Origin of the sequence: Streptosporangium sp. H16 (assembly GCF_051918855.1) — a bacterium.
GTDB lineage: Bacteria > Actinomycetota > Actinomycetes > Streptosporangiales > Streptosporangiaceae > Streptosporangium.
Genome location: NZ_JBPXMD010000014.1, coordinates 184,245 through 203,520, shown reverse-complemented (window position 1 = coordinate 203,520; position 19,276 = coordinate 184,245). Strand labels below are relative to the sequence as shown.

15 protein-coding genes are annotated in these 19,276 nt (G+C 70.3%); 2 read left to right on the top strand and 13 right to left on the bottom strand.

Features of this window, described 5'->3' with window-relative positions; translation table 11 throughout:
- Nucleotides 1-13: 13 nt before the first annotated feature.
- From ACTOQ2_RS24060 to ACTOQ2_RS24025, 8 genes are all read right to left on the bottom strand, one after another.
- Nucleotides 14-1,234 (bottom strand): sarcosine oxidase subunit beta family protein, encoded by a 1,221-nt coding sequence (locus ACTOQ2_RS24060; protein ID WP_440102349.1) that lies wholly within the window; start codon nt 1,232-1,234, stop codon nt 14-16.
- A 132-nt stretch (nt 1,235-1,366) separates the two neighbouring features.
- Nucleotides 1,367-3,793 carry a GcvT family protein gene (locus ACTOQ2_RS24055; RefSeq protein ID WP_440102347.1) on the bottom strand — a complete coding sequence of 809 codons (2,427 nt, stop codon included), beginning with the start codon at nt 3,791-3,793 and terminating at the stop codon, nt 1,367-1,369.
- A gap of 273 nt (nt 3,794-4,066) precedes the next feature.
- Nucleotides 4,067-5,062, bottom strand: a complete 996-nt coding sequence (locus tag ACTOQ2_RS24050; protein ID WP_440102346.1) for an ABC transporter substrate-binding protein — start codon at nt 5,060-5,062, stop codon at nt 4,067-4,069.
- A 142-nt stretch (nt 5,063-5,204) separates the two neighbouring features.
- Nucleotides 5,205-7,199 carry an ABC transporter permease gene (locus ACTOQ2_RS24045; RefSeq protein WP_440102345.1) on the bottom strand — a complete coding sequence of 665 codons (1,995 nt, stop codon included), beginning with the start codon at nt 7,197-7,199 and terminating at the stop codon, nt 5,205-5,207.
- Entirely contained in the window at nt 7,199-8,476 is a 1,278-nt protein-coding gene (locus ACTOQ2_RS24040) for a betaine/proline/choline family ABC transporter ATP-binding protein (protein WP_440102343.1), read from the bottom strand. Before ACTOQ2_RS24040 ends, ACTOQ2_RS24045 begins: the two co-directional genes overlap by 1 nt.
- A 39-nt stretch (nt 8,477-8,515) precedes the next feature.
- Nucleotides 8,516-9,973: an aldehyde dehydrogenase family protein gene (locus ACTOQ2_RS24035; RefSeq protein WP_440102342.1), complete on the bottom strand. Its 1,458-nt coding sequence runs from the start codon at nt 9,971-9,973 to the stop codon at nt 8,516-8,518.
- Nucleotides 9,974-10,060: 87 nt separating this feature from the next.
- Entirely contained in the window at nt 10,061-10,864 is an 804-nt protein-coding gene (locus ACTOQ2_RS24030; RefSeq protein ID WP_440102340.1) for an IclR family transcriptional regulator, read from the bottom strand.
- Between the two features lie 173 nt (nt 10,865-11,037).
- The gene (locus ACTOQ2_RS24025) at nt 11,038-11,655 is read right to left on the bottom strand and encodes a dihydrofolate reductase family protein (protein ID WP_440102338.1); all 618 of its coding nucleotides are present in this window, start codon (nt 11,653-11,655) and stop codon (nt 11,038-11,040) included.
- A gap of 207 nt (nt 11,656-11,862) precedes the next feature.
- Here ACTOQ2_RS24025 and ACTOQ2_RS24020 point away from each other — a divergent pair, with 207 nt between their 5' ends.
- Together ACTOQ2_RS24020 and ACTOQ2_RS24015 are read left to right on the top strand one after the other, a co-directional pair.
- On the top strand, nt 11,863-12,822 hold the full coding sequence (locus ACTOQ2_RS24020; protein WP_440102337.1) for an RNA polymerase subunit sigma-70: 960 nt from the start codon (nt 11,863-11,865) through the stop codon (nt 12,820-12,822).
- On the top strand, nt 12,761-12,931 hold the full coding sequence (locus tag ACTOQ2_RS24015; protein WP_440102388.1) for a fasciclin domain-containing protein: 171 nt from the start codon (nt 12,761-12,763) through the stop codon (nt 12,929-12,931). The genes ACTOQ2_RS24020 and ACTOQ2_RS24015 overlap by 62 nt, the downstream gene beginning before the upstream one ends.
- 208 nt (nt 12,932-13,139) lie before the next feature.
- Here the strand turns inward: ACTOQ2_RS24015 and ACTOQ2_RS24010 are convergent, their stop codons facing one another.
- The 5 genes from ACTOQ2_RS24010 to ACTOQ2_RS23990 form a co-directional block, all read right to left on the bottom strand.
- Nucleotides 13,140-14,795 (bottom strand): AMP-binding protein, encoded by a 1,656-nt coding sequence (locus ACTOQ2_RS24010; protein ID WP_440102335.1) that lies wholly within the window; start codon nt 14,793-14,795, stop codon nt 13,140-13,142.
- Nucleotides 14,792-16,774, bottom strand: a complete 1,983-nt coding sequence (locus ACTOQ2_RS24005) for an FAD/NAD(P)-binding protein (RefSeq protein ID WP_440102333.1) — start codon at nt 16,772-16,774, stop codon at nt 14,792-14,794. Before ACTOQ2_RS24005 ends, ACTOQ2_RS24010 begins: the two co-directional genes overlap by 4 nt.
- Nucleotides 16,775-16,829: 55 nt before the next feature.
- Complete coding sequence (locus ACTOQ2_RS24000) at nt 16,830-18,158, bottom strand: methylaspartate mutase (protein ID WP_440102331.1); 1,329 nt, start codon at nt 18,156-18,158, stop codon at nt 16,830-16,832.
- Nucleotides 18,155-18,637: a cobalamin B12-binding domain-containing protein gene (locus ACTOQ2_RS23995; protein WP_440102330.1), complete on the bottom strand. Its 483-nt coding sequence runs from the start codon at nt 18,635-18,637 to the stop codon at nt 18,155-18,157. The genes ACTOQ2_RS24000 and ACTOQ2_RS23995 overlap by 4 nt, the downstream gene beginning before the upstream one ends.
- Nucleotides 18,638-18,706: 69 nt before the next feature.
- On the bottom strand, nt 18,707-19,123 hold the full coding sequence (locus tag ACTOQ2_RS23990) for a cupin domain-containing protein (protein WP_440073694.1): 417 nt from the start codon (nt 19,121-19,123) through the stop codon (nt 18,707-18,709).
- Between the last annotated feature and the right edge of the window lie 153 nt (nt 19,124-19,276).

Here is a 19,276-nt window from a genome sequence, read left to right as displayed (position 1 = left end):
CGGTCGGGCTCCTTCAGTGGGCCACCGCGGCGGCGCCGTGCTCGTCCACGAGCGCGCCGGTGGTGAATCGTTCGAGGGTGAAGGCGGCGTTGAGAGGATGCGGCTCGCCGTGGGCGATCGTGTGCGCGTAGCACCACCCGACGCCCGGGGTGGCCTTGAAGCCGCCGGTCCCCCAGCCGCAGTTGACGTAGAGACGGTCGACGGGGGTGAGCCCGACGACGGGCGAGGCGTCGGGGGTGACGTCGACCACCCCGCCCCAGGTACGCAGCACGTGGGCCCGCGCGAAGACGGGGAACAGTTCCAGCGCCGCCGCCATCTGCCGCTCGATGATGTGGAACGCGCCGCGCTGCCGGTAGGAGTTGTACGCGTCGATGCCCGCCCCCATGACCAGCTCGCCCTTGTGGGCCTGGCTGACGTAGACGTGCACCGCGTTGGACATGACCACCGTGGGGTGTACGGGCTCCAGCAGCTCCGAGACCAGGGCCTGCAGCGGATGGCTCTGCACCGGCAGCTCCACCCCCGCCATCCGGCCGACGACCGAGGAGTGCCCGGCCGCGCACATCGCGACCCTGCCCGCGGCGATGCGGCCCCTGGTGGTGCGTACGGCCTCCACCCGCCCGTCCACGACGTCGATGCCGGTGACCTCGCAGTGCTCGATCAGGTCGACGCCCATCGCCGCGGCGGCGCGGGCGAATCCCCAGGCCACGTAGTCGTGCTTGGCGATCCCCGCGCGCGGCTGGTAGGTGGCGCCGAGGACCGGGTAGCGGGCGTTGGGCGAGACGTCGACGATCGGGCAGACCTCTTTCACCTCCTCGGGGCCGAGCCATTCGGCGTCGACGCCGTTGAGGCGGTTGGCGTTGACCCGGCGGACGCTCTCCCTGACGTCCTGCGGGCTGTGCGCGAGGTTGAGCACGCCGCGCCGGCTGAACAGGATCGGGTAGCCGAGGTCCTCCTCCAGCCCCTCCCACAGCTTGAGCGAGTGCTCGTAGATGCCCGCGCTCTCGTCCAGGAGGTAGTTGGACCGGATGATGGTGGTGTTGCGGGCCATGTTGCCGCCCGCCAGCCAGCCCTTCTCCAGCACGGCCACGTTGGTGATCCCGTGGTTCTTGGCCAGGTAGTAGGCGGTGGCCAGGCCGTGGCCTCCGCCGCCGACGATCACCACGTCGTAGGAGGCCTTCGGCTCGGGGCTGCTCCACAGCCGGTCGGGGTGCTCGGGCGGCGCCTCGGTGCTCATCGTCGTCCCCTCTCGATCCCGCCGGCGGGCTCCGGCGTCGCGGGTCCCGTCGTCATGGACTTCGGCGCCACGGACTCCGGATCCGCGGGAGTCACGGGGCGCGTCGGCGTGTCCTTCCGTCCCGCCGGTCCGCTAGCCACGCAGGCGCTCCATCGCCGGGTCGTACAGCGGCTCCTCGGCGACGACGGCGGCCACCCGCCGGTCGAAGTAGCCGATGTGCAGTTCCCTCCCCGGCACGGACAGCGCGGCGGGCAGCCAGGCGTAGGCGATGCCCTTGCCTATCGTGTAGCCGTAGGCGGCGCTGGTGACGTATCCGGCGCAGGACGCGCCGTCGTACACCGGCTCCTTGCCCATGACCACGGCGGCGGGGTCGTCGACGGTGAGGCAGGTCAGCCTGCGCCGGGGGGCCGCGCCGCGCTCGGCCAGGGCCGCGCGGCCGATGAAGTCGCCCTTATCCGCCTTGCGCACGGCGAAACCGAGCCCGGCCTCGTACGGGTCGTGCTCGTAGGTCATGTCGGTGCCGAAGGACCGGTAGCCCTTCTCCAGCCGAAGGCTGTTGAAGGCGCCGCGGCCCCCCGCGATGATCCCGTGCTCCTGTCCCGCCTCCCAGAGGGTGTCCCACAGCTTCGCGCCCATGTCGGCCGTCGTGTAGAGCTCCCAGCCCAGCTCCCCGATGTAGGAGAGCCGCAGCGCGGTGACGGGCACGGTGCCGACGTAGGCGCGGGCGCCGCGGAAGTAGCGGAAACCGCCGGGCCCAAAGCCGGGACCGGCGAGCGGGGCCACGACCTCGCGGGCCCGGGGGCCCCAGACGCCGACGCAGCAGGTTCCCGGCGTGATGTCGGTGACGGTGACCGACCCGTCGGCGGGCAGGTGGCGGTGCAGCCAGTCGAGGTCGAGGTTGCCGTTGGCACCGACCTGGAACAGGTCGCGGCCCAGCCGGGCCACCGTGATGTCGCTGCGGATGCCGCCGTCGTGGTCGAGCAGCAGGCAGTACGTCACCGAGCCGACGGACTTGTCGACGTCTCCGGTGGAGACCCGCTGGAGGAAGGCGGCGGCCCCGCGGCCCGCGACCTCGATCCGCTTGAGCGCGCTCATGTCGTACAGGGCCACGGTCTCGCGCGAGGCCTGGGCCTCGGCGCCGACGATCGGCGACCAGTGGCGGGCGGCCCAGTCGTTGGGGCGGGGGATGTCGCGGCCGTCGAGCAGGGGCGCGTTGGCGCCGTACCACTGGGGGCGCTCCCAGCCGGTGGCCTCCAGGAAGTACGCGTCCAGCTCGCGCTGGCGGGCGTGGAAGGGGCTGGTGCGCAGCGGGCGCAGGTTCTCGGCCGGTTGGAGCGGGTGGATGATGTCGTAGACCTCGACGAAGTTCTGGCAGTCGCGGGTGCGGACGTACTCGGGGGCCAGCTGGTGAGCCTCGAACCGGTTGACGTCGCACTCGTGCAGGTCGAAGGACGAGCAGTGGCCGTCGGCCAGCCACTCGGCCATCGCGCGGCCCACCCCCGCCGAGTGGGTGACCCACACGGCCTCGGCCACCCAGAAGCCCCGCACGTCGCGCGACTGCCCGAGCAGCGGCATGTTGTCGGTGGTGAAGGAGAACAGGCCGTTGATCCCCTCTTCGAGCCCGGCCTCCCCGGCGGCGGGCAGCAGCGCCTTCGTCTCGGTCCAGGCGGGGGCGAAGTCCTCGTCGGTGAACGGCAGCACCGAGGGCATGACCTCGGCGTCGGCGATCGGGAGGATCTCCTCGGCGGTGATCGGCATCGGGCGGTGGCCGTAGTAACCGATGCCGAGCCGCTCGAACCGCTCCCGGTAGTACAGGTCGGCGTCCTGGTGGCGCAGGATCGGCCGGACGGCCTCCACGGCCTGCCCGGCGAGCGCGGGAACCGGGCCGGTCCAGGCGAGCTGGTGGGCGAGGGGGGTGAGCGGCAGTGCCATGCCGACCATGCCCGCGACCTTGGGGCCCCAGATTCCGGCGCAGCAGACCACGAGGTCGGCGGGGATCTCGCCCCGGTCGGTGACGACGGCCACGACCCGGTCGTCCTCGACGCGGATGTCCAGCACCTCGTGCCGGTCGAGGACGCGGACGCCCCGTTCCCGGGCGCGCGCCAGCTGGACCTCGACGGCACGCACGGCGTTCGCCAGGCCGTCGGTGGGGACGAGCAACCCTCCGAGGACCCTGTCCCCGTCGAGCAGGGAGTGACGCTCCACGCACTCCTCGGGAGTGAGCAGGCGCGCCTCGACCCCCCAGGAGGTCGCCCAGCCGTGGCGGCGGTGCAGCTCGGCGAGCCGCTCGGGCGTGGTGGCCACCTCCAGGCCGCCCACCTGGAGGAAGCAGTCGAGGTCGACGAGCTTCTCGACGGTGTAGCGGGCCAGCTCCGTCATGGTCTTGGAAGGGTTGGTCTGGAACACCAGCCCCGGCGCGTGGGAGGACGACCCCCCGGCGGCGGGTACGGTCCCCTGGTCGACGACGGTGATGTCGTCCCAGCCCCTGGCCGAGAGCTCGTCGGCGAGGGCCGCCCCGACGACCCCGGCTCCGATGACGACGACGCGCCGGCCCGTCATACCCACCTCCGTCGTTGCGCAGTCCGAAACGAAGTGCGCTTCCCGCAACAGATTGTCCTCCCGTCGACAACACTGTCAAGGACGGACCTGCGGAACACCGTCAAGGACGGGCCGACGGTCGTTCACGGGAGACGGCGGTTGGGGGCGCCCGGGGTACGTTCCGTTCCTCCGCGTTCCCACCTGTCAACGGAGGCGAGGGTGCATCCCTTTCGGGTGGCACCCTCGCCGGGCTACGGGGGGAACCTCACGCCCCCTTGACTCCCGGGTGGGCGCTCAGGAGGTGGGAAGCCAGGCCTTCACCTTGTCGGGGTTGTCGCCGACCCACTTCTCCGCGGCCTCCTCGGCCGTCATCTTGTCCTCGGAGATGTACTTGGCCACGAGGTTCTGGTCCTCGTTCGTCCAGGTGAAGTTCTTGACCAGGTCGTACGCCGGGCTGCCGGAGTCGGCGAACTTCTTGCTCACGATCTTGTCGAGGTCGTAGAGCGGGTAGTCGCAGGCCACCTTCTCGGCGTCGGCGTCGCAGCCCTCGGTGTACTCGGGCAGCTTGATCTTGACGAGCTTGACCTCCGACAGGAACCACTGCGGCTCGTAGAAGTAGCCGAGCATCGGGGTCTTCTGCTTCTCCGCCTGCCTGAAGCCGGTGATGAGCGCCGCCTCGCTGCCCGCGTAGACGACCTTGTAGTCCAGCTTCAGGTTCTTCACCAGAGCCGCGTCGTTGGTCACGAAGGACGGGTCGCCGTCGAGCAACTGCCCCTTGCCTCCCGACTCGGAGGTCTTGAACAGGTCGGCGTACTTGTTGAGGTTCTTCCAGTCGGTGATGTCGGGGTACTTCTCGGCCATCCACGGCGGCACGTACCAGCCGATGACGCCCTTGTTGCCCGTCGGGCCCGCCGAGACGGCGACCTTCTGGTCCTCGATGTACTTCTTCTTCAGGTCGTCGTGGGCCCAGTTCTCCACGATGGCGTCGACCTCGCCGGTGGCGAAGCCCTGCCAGGCGACCTCCTCCTTGAGGTCCTTCTTCGTGACCGAGCAGCCGAGGTCCTTCTCGGCCACGTGGGCGATGACCGCCGCGGTCGCCTCGTACCCGACCCACGGGTTGATGGCGATGTTGACCGCGCCGCACGCCTTCTTCCCGTCCGCGCCGGAGGCCGCCGGGGCGGCCCCGCCGTCGCTCTCGCCGACCTTCGCCCCGCCGCACGCGGAGACGAGGAGGCCGGTCGCGACCAGGAGCGCCACCGCCCGCGGTCGCCCGATCCTCGAAACTGTCACCAGGTCCTCCTGTATTGGGTTCGTGTGCCCTGTTCGGTTCCGCCCGGCGGGTGTCCGGCCACGCCGGTTCTCTCTCGTTCTCCGGTGCTCTCTCTCGGTCTCTCTCGATCCCGCCCTGCCTCGCCCCGCTTCTCGATGCTTCTCAATGGGCGCCGTGTGTCTCGGCGTCGGCCCGCCGCGCCGCCGTCCGGGTGATGCGCTCCAGCATGATCCCGAGTACGACGATCGCCACGCCCGCGGCGAGTCCCTTGCCCCGCAGTTGCAGCTGGGAGAAGCCGGCCACCACGTCGTAGCCGAGCGCGCCCGCGCCGACCAGGCCGCCGACGACGACCATGGCGAGCACGTAGATGAGCCCCTGGCTCGCCGCGAGGGTGAGCGCGCTGCGCGCCATCGGCAGCTGCACCTTGGTGATGAGCTGCCAGGTGCTGGAACCCGCGGCCGTGGCGGCCTCCACCGCGCTCGGCGCCACACCGCGGATGCCGTCCGCGGTGAGCTTGACCGCCACCGGGGCCGCGTAGACGACCGCGGCGATGATCGCGGTGATCCGGGTGGCGCCGAACAGCCCGAGGATCGGCACCAGGTAGACGAACGGCGGCATGGTCTGCCCGGCGTCGAGGACGGGCCGCACCAGCTGGTCGACGCGGTCGCTGCGCCCCATCCAGACGCCGAGCACCACCCCGAGGATCATCACCAGGACGGTGGCCACCAGCGTCGAGGCCAGCGTCACCATGCTGTCCTGCCACAGGCCGAGCGCGACGAGCAGGGCGACGCAGACCGCGGTGACGAGCACGATCCTGACGTTCGCCAGGATCGCGGCGAACGCGACGAGCACGGCGCCGACCAGCCACCACGGCGAGCCGGTGAGCAGCGCCTCGAACGGGTTGAGCAGGCCGTAGGAGACGGCGTTCCTGAACGCTCCGGTGTAGACGGCGAGGTTGTCCTGCGCCCACAGGGTGGCCGCGTCGACCCCCTGGCGGACGTATCGCCCCAGGTTCGCCTCGTCCGGGAACTCCGCGGCCCACACGTAGACGTGGGAGAGGTAGACCAGCACGCCGGTGACCGCCAGGACCGCGCCGATCTCCGCGCGGCGGCGGCCGGGTCCGCGCGAGCGTCCGGCCCGGTGCCGGGCCTCGACGCGGCGCCCCGCGGCGGAGGTGACCCGGTCGAGCACGATGGCCATCACGACGATGGCCAGGCCCGCGTTGAAGGCGCTGCCGACGTCGAGGGTCTCCAGCGCCTTGACGACGGTCTTGCCCAGGCCGGGGGCGTCGATCAGCGCGGCGATGGTGACCATGCACAGCGCGGCCATGATGGTCTGGTTGACGCCGACGATGATGGTCCGCTTGGCCAGCGGGAGCCGTACCTTCCTCAGCGACTGCCAGGCGGTCGAGCCGAGGGAGGTGCTCGCCTCCAGGATCGCGGGCCGCACCTCGCGGATGCCGTGCGCGGTGATGCGGATCGCGGGCGGGACGGCGTAGATGACGGTCGCCACGGTGGCGCTCGCGGGGCCGATGAGAAAGAACAGGGTGAGCGGCGCGAGGTAGACGAACGTCGGCATCGTCTGCATGAAGTCGAGCAGCGGGGTGACCAGGCGGTTGAACCGGTCGTTCACCCCGGCCCAGACGCCGAGCGGGATGCCGATCAGCAGCGAGAGCACGACGGCGGCCAGGGTGAGGGCGAGGGTGTCCATGCTCTCCTGCCACAGGCCCAGCAGGCCGAAGGAGGCGAAGCCGGCCGCGGTCAGCAGGGCGACCCGAAGGTTGCCCCACAGCAGCGCGACCGCCGTGGCGACGGCGACCACGCCCAGCCAGCCGACGACCGGCAGCGGCCTCCCGAAGGACGGCTGGCTGATCAGCGCCTGGACGAACGTGACGGACTCGTCGAGGAAGAGCCGGATGTAGTTGACGAAGTACAGGAAGAACGGGTTCTCGTTCCTGCTGTTGTCGATGACCTCACTGGCCTCGTTGATGCTCACGTGCAGCGGGGTCAGTTCCGCGCCGCCGAGCTGGAAGGTGTCGCGGCCCTGGACGAACACCCAGATCAGCACCCACGCCGCCACGACGGCGGCGAGCAGGTAGCGGCGGGGCCAGGCGGGCAGGCGCCGCAGGCCGCCCGCCGGGGTGGCCGGGGTGGCCATCACCCCTGCCCCCCGGACCCGCCGGACCCGGAGGACCCGGCGGCCCCATCGGGCTTGCCGGGCTCGCCGGGCTCACCGGAGGGCGCGTCCGGAGACGGCTCGGCGGACCTGCCGGAGGCCCCCTCCGGAGACGGTTCGACGGGCTCACCAGAGACCTCGTCCGGAGAAGACCGCTCGGCGGGCTTGCCGGAGGTCCCGGCCGGAGACGGCTCGGCGAGCACGCCCAGGACCTCCTCCGCGGTGACGACCCCCAGCAGCTCGCCGCCCTCGACGACCTTCACCGGGCGCGTCGTGCGCAGGACCGTGTGCAAGACGTCGCGGACGACGACGTCCGGCCCGACCTCGGGACCGTCCAGCGGTTCGTCGGGCCGGGGCGGGCGCATGACCCAGCGGGTGGTGAGCACGTTCGCGCGGGGCACGTCGCTGACGAACTCGCGCACGTAGTCGTCCACCGGCGCCCCGACGACCTCGTCCGGCGTGCCCATCTGGACGAGCTCGCCGTCACGCATGATGAGGATGCGGTCGCCGAGCTTGAGCGCCTCGCTCAGGTCGTGCGTGATGAAGATCATCGTCTTGCCGACCTCGCGGTGCAGGCGGATGACCTCGTTCTGCATGTCCCGCCTGATCAGCGGGTCGAGCGCGGAGAAGGGCTCGTCGAAGAAGAGCACGTCGGGGTCCACCGCGAGGGCCCTGGCCAGCCCGACGCGCTGCTGCATGCCGCCGGACAGCTGGTCGGGGTAGGAGTTCTCCGAACCGGAGAGGCCGACGAGCTCGACCATCTCCCCGGCCCGTTCGTAGCGGGCCTCCTTCCTCATGCCGCGGATCTCCAGCCCGTAGGCCACGTTGTCCAGGACCCGCCGGTGCGGCAGCAGCCCGAAGTTCTGGAAGACCATGGCGAAGCGGTGCCGGCGCAGCTCGCGCAGCCGCCTGTCGCCCGCCTTGCGGATGTCCTCGCCGTCGAACAGGACCTCTCCGGCCGTCGGCTCGACGAGCCGCGTCAGGCAGCGTACGAGGGTGGACTTGCCGGAGCCGGACAGGCCCATGACGACGAAGACCTCCTGGGGCCGCACGGTGAAGGAGACGTCGCGGACGGCGGTCACGCAGCCCGTTCTCGCCCTCAGCTCGCTCCGCGAGAGTTCCGCGAGCGGGGTCCCGACGACCCGGTCGGGACGCGGGCCGAAGACCTTCCAGAGACCTCGCACGTCAAGGACGGCCCGGTCCTCGTTCCGCGCGGCGGCTCCGGGCCGCGCCTGCTGGGTCGGTGATGTCATGGTCATGACCACCTCACGGGTCGTCTGGGGACGGGGGGTCGTCCGTCAGCTGCGGAACCACCGCTGCGGGCGGGGGCGGACGTTCTGCCACACGTGTTTGGTCTCCCGGTACTCGGCCAGGCCGGCCGGGCCCAGCTCGCGGCCGATGCCCGACTGCTTGAAACCGCCCCACTCCGCCTGCGGGACGTAGGGGTGGTAGTCGTTGATCCAGACGGTGCCGTGCCTGAGCCGCCCGGCTACCCTCTGGGCCTTCCCCGCGTCCTGCGTCCACACCGCCCCGGCCAGGCCGTAGTCGGTGTCGTTGCCGAGGCGGACCGCCTCGTCCTCGTCGCCGAAGCGCTCGACGGTGAGGACTGGGCCGAAGGACTCCTCGCGGACCACCCGCATGCCCCGGTGGCACTCGTCGAGGACGGTCGGCGGGTAGAAGTGGCCCGCGCCGGGGAGTCTCTCCCCGCCGCACCGCAGCACCGCGCCCTCCGCGACGCCGGACGCGACGTACGCCTCGACCCTGGCCAGGTGCGCGGCGGAGATGAGCGGGCCGGTCTCGGCCTCGGGGTCGAAGGGGCCTCCGAGGCGGATGCGGGCGGCGCGTCGTACGAGCTCGTCGACGAAGGTGTCGTGCAGGGAGTCCTCGACCAGCAGGCGGGCGCCGGCCGAGCAGACCTGCCCGGAGTGGAGGAAGACGGCGGTGAGCGCGAAGTCGAGGGCGGTCTCGACGTCGGCGTCGGCGAAGACGATGTTGGGGTTCTTGCCGCCGAGTTCCAGCGCGACTCTCTTCACCGTGGCCGCCGCCGACGCCATGATCGTACGGCCGGTCGCCAGGCCGCCGGTGAACGACACCATGTCCACGCCGGGGTGCTCGGCCAGCGGGGCGCCGACCTCGGCGCCCGCCCCGAGGACGAGGTTGCCGACGCCCGGGGGCAGCCCGGCCTCCTCCAGCAGGCGCATGAACAGGATCGCGGTGGAGGGGGTGAGCTCGCTGGGCTTGAGGACGAAGGTGTTCCCCGCGACCAGCGCGGGGGCGACCTTCCAGGAGGCCTGCAGCAGCGGGTAGTTCCACGGGGTGATGAGGCCGCAGACCCCGACCGGTTCGTGGACGACGCGGCTGATCGCGTCGTCGCGGCCGGTGTCGATCACGCGGCCCGCGTCGGTCCCGGCGATGCCGCCGAAGTAGCGCAGGCAGGCCACCACGTCGGCGACGTCGTACTCGCTCTCGGCGAGCCGCTTGCCGGTGTCGAGCGACTCGGCCCTGGCCACGTTCTTGACGTCTCGTTCGAGCAGGTCGGCCACTCTCAGCAGCAGCGCGCCGCGCTCGCGTTCGGGGGTGGACGCCCAGGTGCCCTCGTCGAAGGCCGCGCGGGCCTCAGCGATCGCGATCTCGGTATCGGCCCGGGTGGCCTCCGACACGGTCGCCACCAGGCCGCCGTCGGCCGGTGAACGGATCTCACGGTGGCCGCCCGCGACGGGATCCCTCCAGGTGCCACCGAGGTAGAGATCTGACATCGAGCGGCCGTCCTTCCGGTTACCGCATGATCCGTTGCGTATGACGCATCAGAATGCTTAACGAGGAACAGAATCGACCCTTTTTGTTCATGCAGTCAAGGCTTTACGGTCTTCATTACCGTGCCAGCCCAATCGTGAGGAGACCTCACTCGCGGCGGCCATCACCTGCTCGGCCACCCCGGGGAGTCGCTCGGACGGCAGCCGGAAGGTCGGCCCGGACACGCTCATCGAGGCGACGACCGCGCCCTCGACGTTGAAGATCGGCGCCGCCACCGCGGTCAGGCCGATCTCCAGCTCGTCGGCGGCGGTGGCGTACCCGCGCCTCCTGACGGCGTCGAGCTCCTCACGCAGCAGCCCGGCGTCGGTGACGGTCAGGTCGGTGAACGGGCGCAGCGGCCCGGCGGCCAGCCGCTCGAACCGCTCCCTCGGGGCGTGGGCCAGCAGCACCTTGCCGTTGGACGTCGCGTGCAGCGCCACCCGCCGTCCCGCCCAGTTGTAGGCCTGCAGGGCCGAGGGGCCCGCCATCTGGTCGACGTACAGGGCCTCGTCGCGATCGAGGATGGCCACGTTGACGGTCTCGCCGACCGCCGCCGCGAGCCGCTCGCCGGTGGCGCGGCTCTCGCGGACGACGTCGAGCCTGACGGTCGCGGCGCCCGCGAGCCTGACGATCCCCACCCCCAGGCGGTACTTTCCCCGGTCGGCGGTCTGCTCGACGAGCTCGTGCAGCTCCAGCGTCATGACGAGGCGGAACGCCGTGGAGCGGTGGACCCCCAGCTCCGCGGCGATCTCGCTGACGCCCAGGTCGCCGTGCCGGGCGAGCAGCCGCAGGACGGACAGCGCGCGGTCGACGGACTGCACCGCAGCGCCATCTCTCTCCAGCTCGTTGCTCATGACACAACTTTAAGCGGGTTACGCACGAGGCCCGCCTCCCGGGCGCTCCCTGACGCCGCCGCGCCCCGTCGCACCTCCCAGCACGGCACGTCATGATCTCGCCGCCGCGTCACCCGCACCGGCGAGCCGGTGTCATCGGCCCGCCACCGGCGGACCCGGGCTCGGCCGGCGCGCTAGTTCAGGACCCGGTACCGCAGGTGAGTGGCGTGGCGGGACTCGATCACCTCGGCCCGCTCCAGCCGGATCGGACCGCCGAGGTGATCGAACAGCCGGGTCCCGCCGTTCAGGATCACCGGGGCGACGTGCAGGAACAGCTCGTCGACCAGCCCGGCCGCCAGCGCCTGCCGGATGATGCCGGCGCCGCCCATGATGTGCACCCGCCTGTCCCCGGCGACCCCGATCGCCTGCTCGACGGCGTGCTTGACGCCCCCGGTGACGAACGTGAACGTGGTCTCGCCCTTCACGACCACGTCGTGCGGGCGGTGGGTGACCACGAACACCGGCAACCGGTAGAACCCGTCCTCGGCGTCCCAGCCCTCGGTCTCGTCGTAGACCTTCCGGCTGGTGATGACCGCCCCGGCGATCTGGCGTTCCTCCCCGATGGCGAGGTCCATGCTCCGGTCCTCGTCGATCCAGGCGTGGAGGATGTCGCCCCCCTCGCCCAGTCCGGGGTACCGGTCGAGGTTCGGGCCGGTGACGAAGCCGTCCAGCGACATCGAGATGTTCGCCTCCACAAGCGTCATCGTCTTGCTCCCTTCCGTCGTCGCGTCGTCCTCCACGAGGCCGTCCATCCGCACAGTCGTCCTCCACGAGGCCGTTCATCTGCACAGTCGTCCTCCGTGAGGCCGTTCATCCGTACAGACGTGCGGGCCGGCGAAACTCATCGGTCGCTCGCCGGCCCGCCACTCCCCCGGCCCCCGGCACGCGAACGCGCGAGCACCCGCACATCCGGCCGCGCCAGAATGGGCCTGGCCCGGGCCCCGGACAGGAGGAGCACAGTGAGCGGCGACGAGCCGGACTTCGACGATCTCACCCGCCGCCACCGGCGCGAGTTGCACGTGTACTGCTACCGGATGCTCGGCTCGTTCGACGAGGCCGAGGATCATGTCCAGGAGGTGTTCCTGCGGGCCTGGCGCTCGCGCGGGAGCTTCCAGGGCCGGTCGAGCGCGCGTACCTGGCTGTACCGGATCGCGACCAACGCCTGTCTGGACACGCTGCGCCGCGACGCCCGCCGGGCGATCGGGGCGCCGTCGGGCACCGAGCCGTCCGTCGCGACCATGCCATGGCTGCAGCCCTATCCGGACGCCCTGCTGGACGAGCCGGCCGCCGACCAGCCGGGCCCGGAGGCGACGGCGGTGAGCAGGGAGACGGTGTCGCTGGCGTTCCTGGCGGCGATCCAGGTGCTGCCGCCGCGGCAGCGAGCGGTGCTGATCCTGCGCGACGTGCTGACCTGGCCCGCCGGCGAGGTCGCCACCCTCATCGAGACGACCGTGCCCGCGGTCAACAGCGCCCTGCAACGCGCCCACGCCACGCTGCACCGGCACTGGCCCGGCGGCCGGCTGGACTGGGCCCCGGCCGCCGAACCCGACGCGGACCAGAGCAGGTTGCTCCAGCGCTACATCGCCGCCCACGAACAGGCCGACGCGGAGGCGTTGATCGCGGTACTGCACGAGGACGTCCGGCTGTCCATCTCCCCGGCGATCGGGCGGTGGACGGGCCGCGAGCAGACCGCCCGCGCCCTGCGGGCCGGCATGAACGCCCTCGGCGGCTGGCGGCTGCTGCCGATCACCGCCAACGGCCGGCCCGGCGCGGCCGGCTACCTGCGCCGGCCCGGCGACGAGGCGTTCCGTCCGTTCGTCCTCACCGTCCTCCACATCGAGCACGGCCGGCTGACCGATATCACCGCCTTCGAACAACCGTCGATGTTCCCGGCGTTCGGCCTGCCCGCCGCCCTGTGACCGGGGCGTCACCGTTTTCGCCCCGACCAACGACGCCTTCGCCAAGATTCCGAAGGAGACGCTGGACACCGTCTACATCATCGACACCGTGCTGATGCCCAAGCAGTGATCCCCGGCGGCCGGGTTCGCCGCACGCCTGCGGCGAACCCGGCCCACCTCGACTTCACCTCCGCCGCGCGGCACGATCGCCGTCCACCGACTCGGGAGTAGGTACGTGACCGACCTGCAGGCCAAGCAGCTCGAGCTGTTACACCGGCCGGCCCACCCCTCCGGCAGGAGGTAAGCGGCTGTTTCCGGTTTCTTAGCGGTACCCCAGGTCAACAGGTCGCCGTGGTACGTAGTTCAGCTCGGCGAATCTTGCCGGAGAGTGTTTTGGGCAGGCTATCGGTGAAGGTCACGGAATGGATGTGCTTTTCGACCGGAAGGCGGGCATGGGCCGCGGCGAGAACGGCCCGGGTGGTGGCCTCCTCAGCTCGCCATCCAGTAGCTGGCACCAAGAACGCATGCGGTACCCATTGACCGATGGGATGCGGCACCGGGACGACGGCGACGTCGGCCACAGCCGGGTGGGAACGCAGTGCGTGTTCCAGTTCCAGCGGTGAGATGCGGTGGTCGAAGGACTTGAACATGTCATCCACGCGGCCGACGTAGGTCAGGTAACCATCGGCAGAACGGGTCACCAGGTCACCGGTCCAGTAGTGACCGCTGATGAAGGCCGCGTCGGTGCGGGCCTTATCCCCCTGGTAGCTGGTCATGACACCGGCAGGCTGGTCTGAGAGATCGATGCAGAGCTCCCCCACGGTCCCGTCTGAAACAGGCTCCCGGGTATCCGGATCGAGGACGGCAAGACGGTAACCAGGCAACGGCAGCCCCATCCGGCCGGGGGTGACCAGCCTGCCCGGGGGGTTGCCGATCTGGGCGGTGGTCTCGGTCTGGCCGTAGCCGTCGCGGATCTCTAGGCCCCAGGCGTGCCGTACGGCGTGGAAGGTGGCCGAGTCGAGCGGTTCGCCGGCGCTGGTCGCCTCTCGCAGGTGGGCGGGAGGCTCGGGCAGCCCGTGGGCGACGAGTGAACGCCAGACGGTCGGCGGAGCACAAAAAGCCGTGACAGGGTGCCGGTGCAGGGTGTCGAGGATGTCTGGTGGGGTGTCGGCGCCGGGGGCCAGGGCCAGGATGGTCGCCTCGGCGTTCCAGGGCACGAAGAATGAGCTCCAGGCGTGTTTGGCCCAGCCCGGGGCCGAGATGTTGAGGTGGAGGTCGCCGGGGCGCAGGCCGTTCCAGTACATGCCGGACAGGTGGCCGACTGGGTAGCTGAGGTGGGTGTGGCGGACGATCTTCGGCTGGGAGGTGGTGCCGGAGGTGAAGTAGAAGAAGAGCGTGTCGTCGCCGCGGGTACGGCCATGCGGGTGGAAACCTGGGGCGTGGCGATGGGAGTCGTGATACTCCAGCCAGCCCGGAGCTGGCGGTCCGACGGCGATTTTGGTCACTGCTCCCCCCTGCACGGCGGCGACCCGGGCAGTGAGGCGGCTTTCGGCGATGACATGACGGATGTCCACACGGCTGATCCGGTCGGCGAGGTCGTCGACGGTGGCGGTGGTGTAGGTAGGCACGATGACCGCGCCGATCTTGATAGCCGCCAGCATGCTTTCCCAGAGTTCGACGCGGTTGTCGAGCAGAAGCAAGATCGCCTCGCCGCGCTGCACGCCGTGGGCGCCCAGCCAGCCGGCGAGCTGATCGGAGCGGTGGGCCAGCTGGTCGAACGTCACGATGTGGTTCTCACCGTTGCCGGTGATCTGCAAGGCGGTGCAGTGGTTTCCCCTCGCCATCGGGTCGAACCAGTCCAAAGCCCAGTTGAAGTACATCGGCCGGGGCCAGCGGAATTGCCGGTAGGCGCCCTCAGGGTCGTCACGCCGGGCCAGCAGGAAATCGCGGGCCTTGCGAAACTCCTGTCCGGCCGGCGACAGGGCGCGGCTCACCGTTGGTCCGTGCGACTGGCCAGGGCCACGGCGGTCCGTGGCGAGGAAACGGCGACCGGATGTGGTGCTGGGGTGGTGAGCAGGTCTTCGGCGATCGCGTCGGCGTCTCGGTAGAAGAGGGTGTTGACGCCGGGCCGGCTGCTGCCGACCTGGGTGAACCAGCGGGTGTGCTCGGTGGGGATGCCGATGGCGTAGAGGTCGGTGAGCACCTTGCCAGCGTGGTTGACGACGTAGAACGGGGCGGGTGTGACCGCCATCCCTCCGGTGTCGCGGCGTTGGCTGCAGGCCAGATCCTCGACGACATACTCGCTGACGATGCCGTCGGCGACGAGCTGGCGGATGAGCGGGGAGGTGTCGCTGGCGAGGTGCGGGGTGGGGATGCGGGCGTCAATGAGGGTGTGGAGGTGGCGTCCGGAGCCGTCAACCTGCGGCGAGTGGACGTGGATGTGGGCGGCTTTCTCGTCGAGGGTGAAACGGGCGTCGGGGCCGACGACCTCGACCAGTCCGGCTTCGATCAGTGCGAGCATCTGGCGTACCCGATCCCGGGGCGGCCCGGCCGACAGCAGTGCGTTGACGGGCAGGAAACGTGTGAGAAAGGCCTGGCGGTGGGAGTCTGGCAGCAGACCGCCGTAGTCGACCGCCTCGCGGACTATGTTGCGGATGTCGCGCAGAACGTCGAGAGCGGTCTTGAGCGGGCCGTCGTGGTTGCCGAGTTCCGCTTGGTCGAGGTCGTGTCGGATGTGCTGGAGCAGCTCGGCGCGGAAGGCGGCAGGAGTGGGGTAGTGGCGGTGGGCGAAAGGGCGGGCGAGGGCGAAGATGTCGAGCGGGTCCACATCGGTCAGGCCAGTGTCGGCGAGCAGCTTATGGACGGCCCGCGGGTCGCCCGCCGCAGCGAGATGACCGCGGGCGAAGGTCTCGGCGGCAGCCTCGCCGGAGCGGTTGCGCACATGTGTTGTGTAGTAGACGTGCTCGACTTCGCGTAGCAGTAGCGGGAGCACGTCCTCGTCGAAGTCCAGTCTGGGGCTGCCGGTCAGGAGGTATCGGCGGCCGCGGGCGGCGGCCAGGGCCTCGCGGGTGAGGAAGCGGGCCAAGTGGCTGTACTGGGGGCTTTTCTGGTTGCGGCCGCGCGCGGGAATGGGCAGACCGCTACGGGAGGCGGCGATGAGATGAGGCTCGGCACCGCTCGGATGGTAGACCAGTGAGCCGTCGGCCGTGGTGAACGTTCCACCACGGCCAATGGTGAGGCTGAGCATCACGTCGTAAAAGGACAGGCCCATGCCGAGAATGCCGACGGCGGTTCCAGGCGGGACACTGGTGGTGGACAGGTCCATTTCGGCGGCGGAGTCGGCTGGCAGGTAGTGCAGGTGCGGGTGGCGCGCGGTGAAGTCAAGTAGCTCCCGCTCGAACGCGGTGGGGGCATTGGTGGGGTGGCCGGTGGCCAGGACGGCCTTGTCCACTGTCAGATGGCTCTGGCCGTGCTCGAGTTCGAGATGGTAGCCGCCCTCGGGCCGGGGAGTGAGCGCGGTGACCCGGTCGTGGATGGGCAGCAGTTCAGTGCCGGCCGGCAGGTGCTGTCGGATGGTGTCGAAAACGGAGCGCAGGTACTGGCCGTAGCGCTGCCGGGAGGCATAGTCGTCGGAGCCGAGCGGCTGCTGGCCATGGGCGCGGGCCTGTTCAGCGATCCATTGTCCGAGCGAGGGCCCGGCGCCGGGCCGCGCCGGGCCGTCATCTGGTTCACCGGAGTACATGGTGACCTGGCCGACGACGGTGTTCATGGTGAACCAGTCGGGTTGGTCGGTACGCCAGATACGCCCGGCTCCGACCTCGACGGCGTCGATCGCATAGACGCGCACCACCCGATCGGAAAGATCGAGGCGGCGTAGGCGGTAGATGAGGCGTTCCAGGACGGAGAGGCCTCGGGGGCCGGTACCAATGATGGCGATACTGAGCGGACGCGCTCGATAGGCGTCTCTGGTCACGATAGTTTCCCTCGTTTACCAAGGCTGGGCTGGTCGTGGCGGCAGCGGCGGCCGGTCAGGCCGTGCCGGGCGCGGTGAGTCGGCGGGCGGCCTGGCGGTGGTGCCCGGTGAGCGCCTGGCGGTCGAAGGTGCGCTGGAGGTGAGAGAGCATGCCGAGCAGGTCGTCCGCTCTCAGCGGTGCCGCGCCGGCCCGTTGCACAACAGGCAGTGGCATGCGGCCAACGGTGAGCCAGCGCAGCCGGCCCTCGGCGTCGAGGTAGCTACGGGCGCGTTGGGCGTTGTCGGCGTGCAGGCAGTACGGGACGTCGAGAATGCCCAGCCGGAAGGCCTCGCGCAGGGCCCGGTCCAGGTTCGGGTGCAGGTTGAGCACAGCCTCGACCAATACGCGGGCCTCCTGATGGACGGCCAGGCCGAGTTCTGGGTCGCCGTCTTCGTCGTCGGCGGGGACGGCGGGGTGGGGGGTGGTGCGCGCGGTGGCCCAGGCTTCTTCGAGGGCTTGAACGTTGTCTCCGATAGTGGGGATGCGGTGGGCCTCGGCGGGTGTCTTGACGATGAGCCGTTCGGTGCCGGTATGCGCGGCCAGTCGGGCGCTGCGGCGCAGCAGTTCCAGGGCGCCGTGAGGCGTACGTGGGAAGACGCCCATGTAGGTGTAGAGCACAACATGCCAGTCGGTGTCGCCCAGGTGCTCGGCTGCGAGCCGACGCAGGGCGCGGATGGCGTACACATCCTGGGTGAAGTCGGTCTGCTGGGCGTAGCTGAGCGAGATGCTGTACAGGCCGTGCTGGCGGAAGAACAATCCCTCCAGCACCGAGAGCGCCACCAGCAGCGAGGGCGGGCACAGCTGGCCGAGCATGCAGCCGCCGAAGCTCTCCAGGTGGGCACCGGGGACGTTCTCGGCGAGGACTTCACAGCTGTGTGCCCAGGCGCGGACGGCCTCGTTCAAAGGAGTACGGCTATAGGGCAGGCAGTACGAGACCGGACCTCCCTCGGTCGCGTCCAGTCCCGCGTCGATCAGGGCCTCGACGACGCCGAGCGGCAACGGGGTGCCGTGACGCACCTGGATGGGCAGGCCTTCTGCTCCGGCGCCGACGATCATGGCGCGAGTGGCGGCACCGCCGTGGGCGACGATCGGGAAGCCGTTGAGCTCGGCGCCTTCAACCAGTGCGCGTCGGGCGGAGTTGTGGTCTCCCACCCGGGTGTAACTGTCGAGGGTGATGGTGCCGACGGTGCGGGCCTGGGCACGACCGACCGCATTCAGGCCGGCGGCCATCTCGGTAAGTGTGGAAAAGCCCATGCGTGGCTGGACGAGGAGCTCACCGGCGGCACGAGCCTCGGCCACCGCAGCGGCGAAGCGCCCGAGACGGGGAGTGTGATGAGTGGTCACGATGCGGCGTTGCTGGATGCGAGGGCCTGTGTGGGGGCCGCCAGGTACCGCTGGAACTCCTCCACGCCGCCGGACCCCTCGAAGACGGCGTTGAAGCCGGCGGCGAGCAGGCCCGGCCCCAGGGCCGTATTGGCCACGCCCTGAGTTCCGAGCTTGCCGCCGATGACAACGGGCAGATCAGCCAGATCGGGCTCGGCCCGCAGCCGGGCGATGAGACGGCGGCCGTCCAGGTGGCCGTGGCCGTTGACGCTGCTGATGACGACGAGGTCCGGGTGCAGGCGCCGGCACTCGGCGAGCAGGAGATCGTCCGGTACACAGGCGCCCAGGTTGACGACCTGTGCACCGGTCTCCTCCAGAAGAAGCTGAAGGAACACCAGATTCCAGGTGTGGGAGTCGGAGGAGACACTCGACACCAGGATGCGCCGGACCCGCCCGGCATGAGGGGTTAGCGTCGGCGCGGGAATGGCAGGTGGGTGCATGACAGGGCCTCACGTGCTCGATGGAACGGAACGGCGGGAACGCGGGAACGCGGGAACACTGCCTTGAGTTCAGGCGCCGGCGGCGGCGCCGACCGGGCGGATGGGCCGATCGGGGGTGCGGGCTGCGGCCGGCCGGGTACGGATGGCCAAGACGGTGCAGCCCTTGCTGCTGGACATCTGGTGCTGTGTGCCAGGTGCCTCGACGACAAGGTCGCCTTTGCCGTAGCTGCTGCCGTCGCTGTGGTCAAGCGAGCCGTCGAGGACGAGCATGAGCTCGAAACCGAGGTGCTCGTGGTAGTCACCGTGGGCGCCGGGCGGGAAACGTAGGAGCAGGCCGACCGAGTCCTCCCCCTGCTCGGCGTCCGGGGCCCACAGGACGTGGTGCTCGACGCCGATGCGGCCGGGCTCGGTCCACGGTACCCATTCCAGGGTGTCAAGCTCGAAACCACTACGGAATACGTTCTGGATGTAATGAACGCCGTTCATGTTCTTCTCCTCGCGTCGAATTGGTTTTCGCGTCATGGCCGCGCAAACCGCGCTCAGTACTCTATGAGCGCCTCTGGTGCAGGTTTTCGCAAGGAGTTGATATCAGGCATCGGTGTTTTTGAAATCCCGATGTGACCAGCAGGGTCGCCGGGC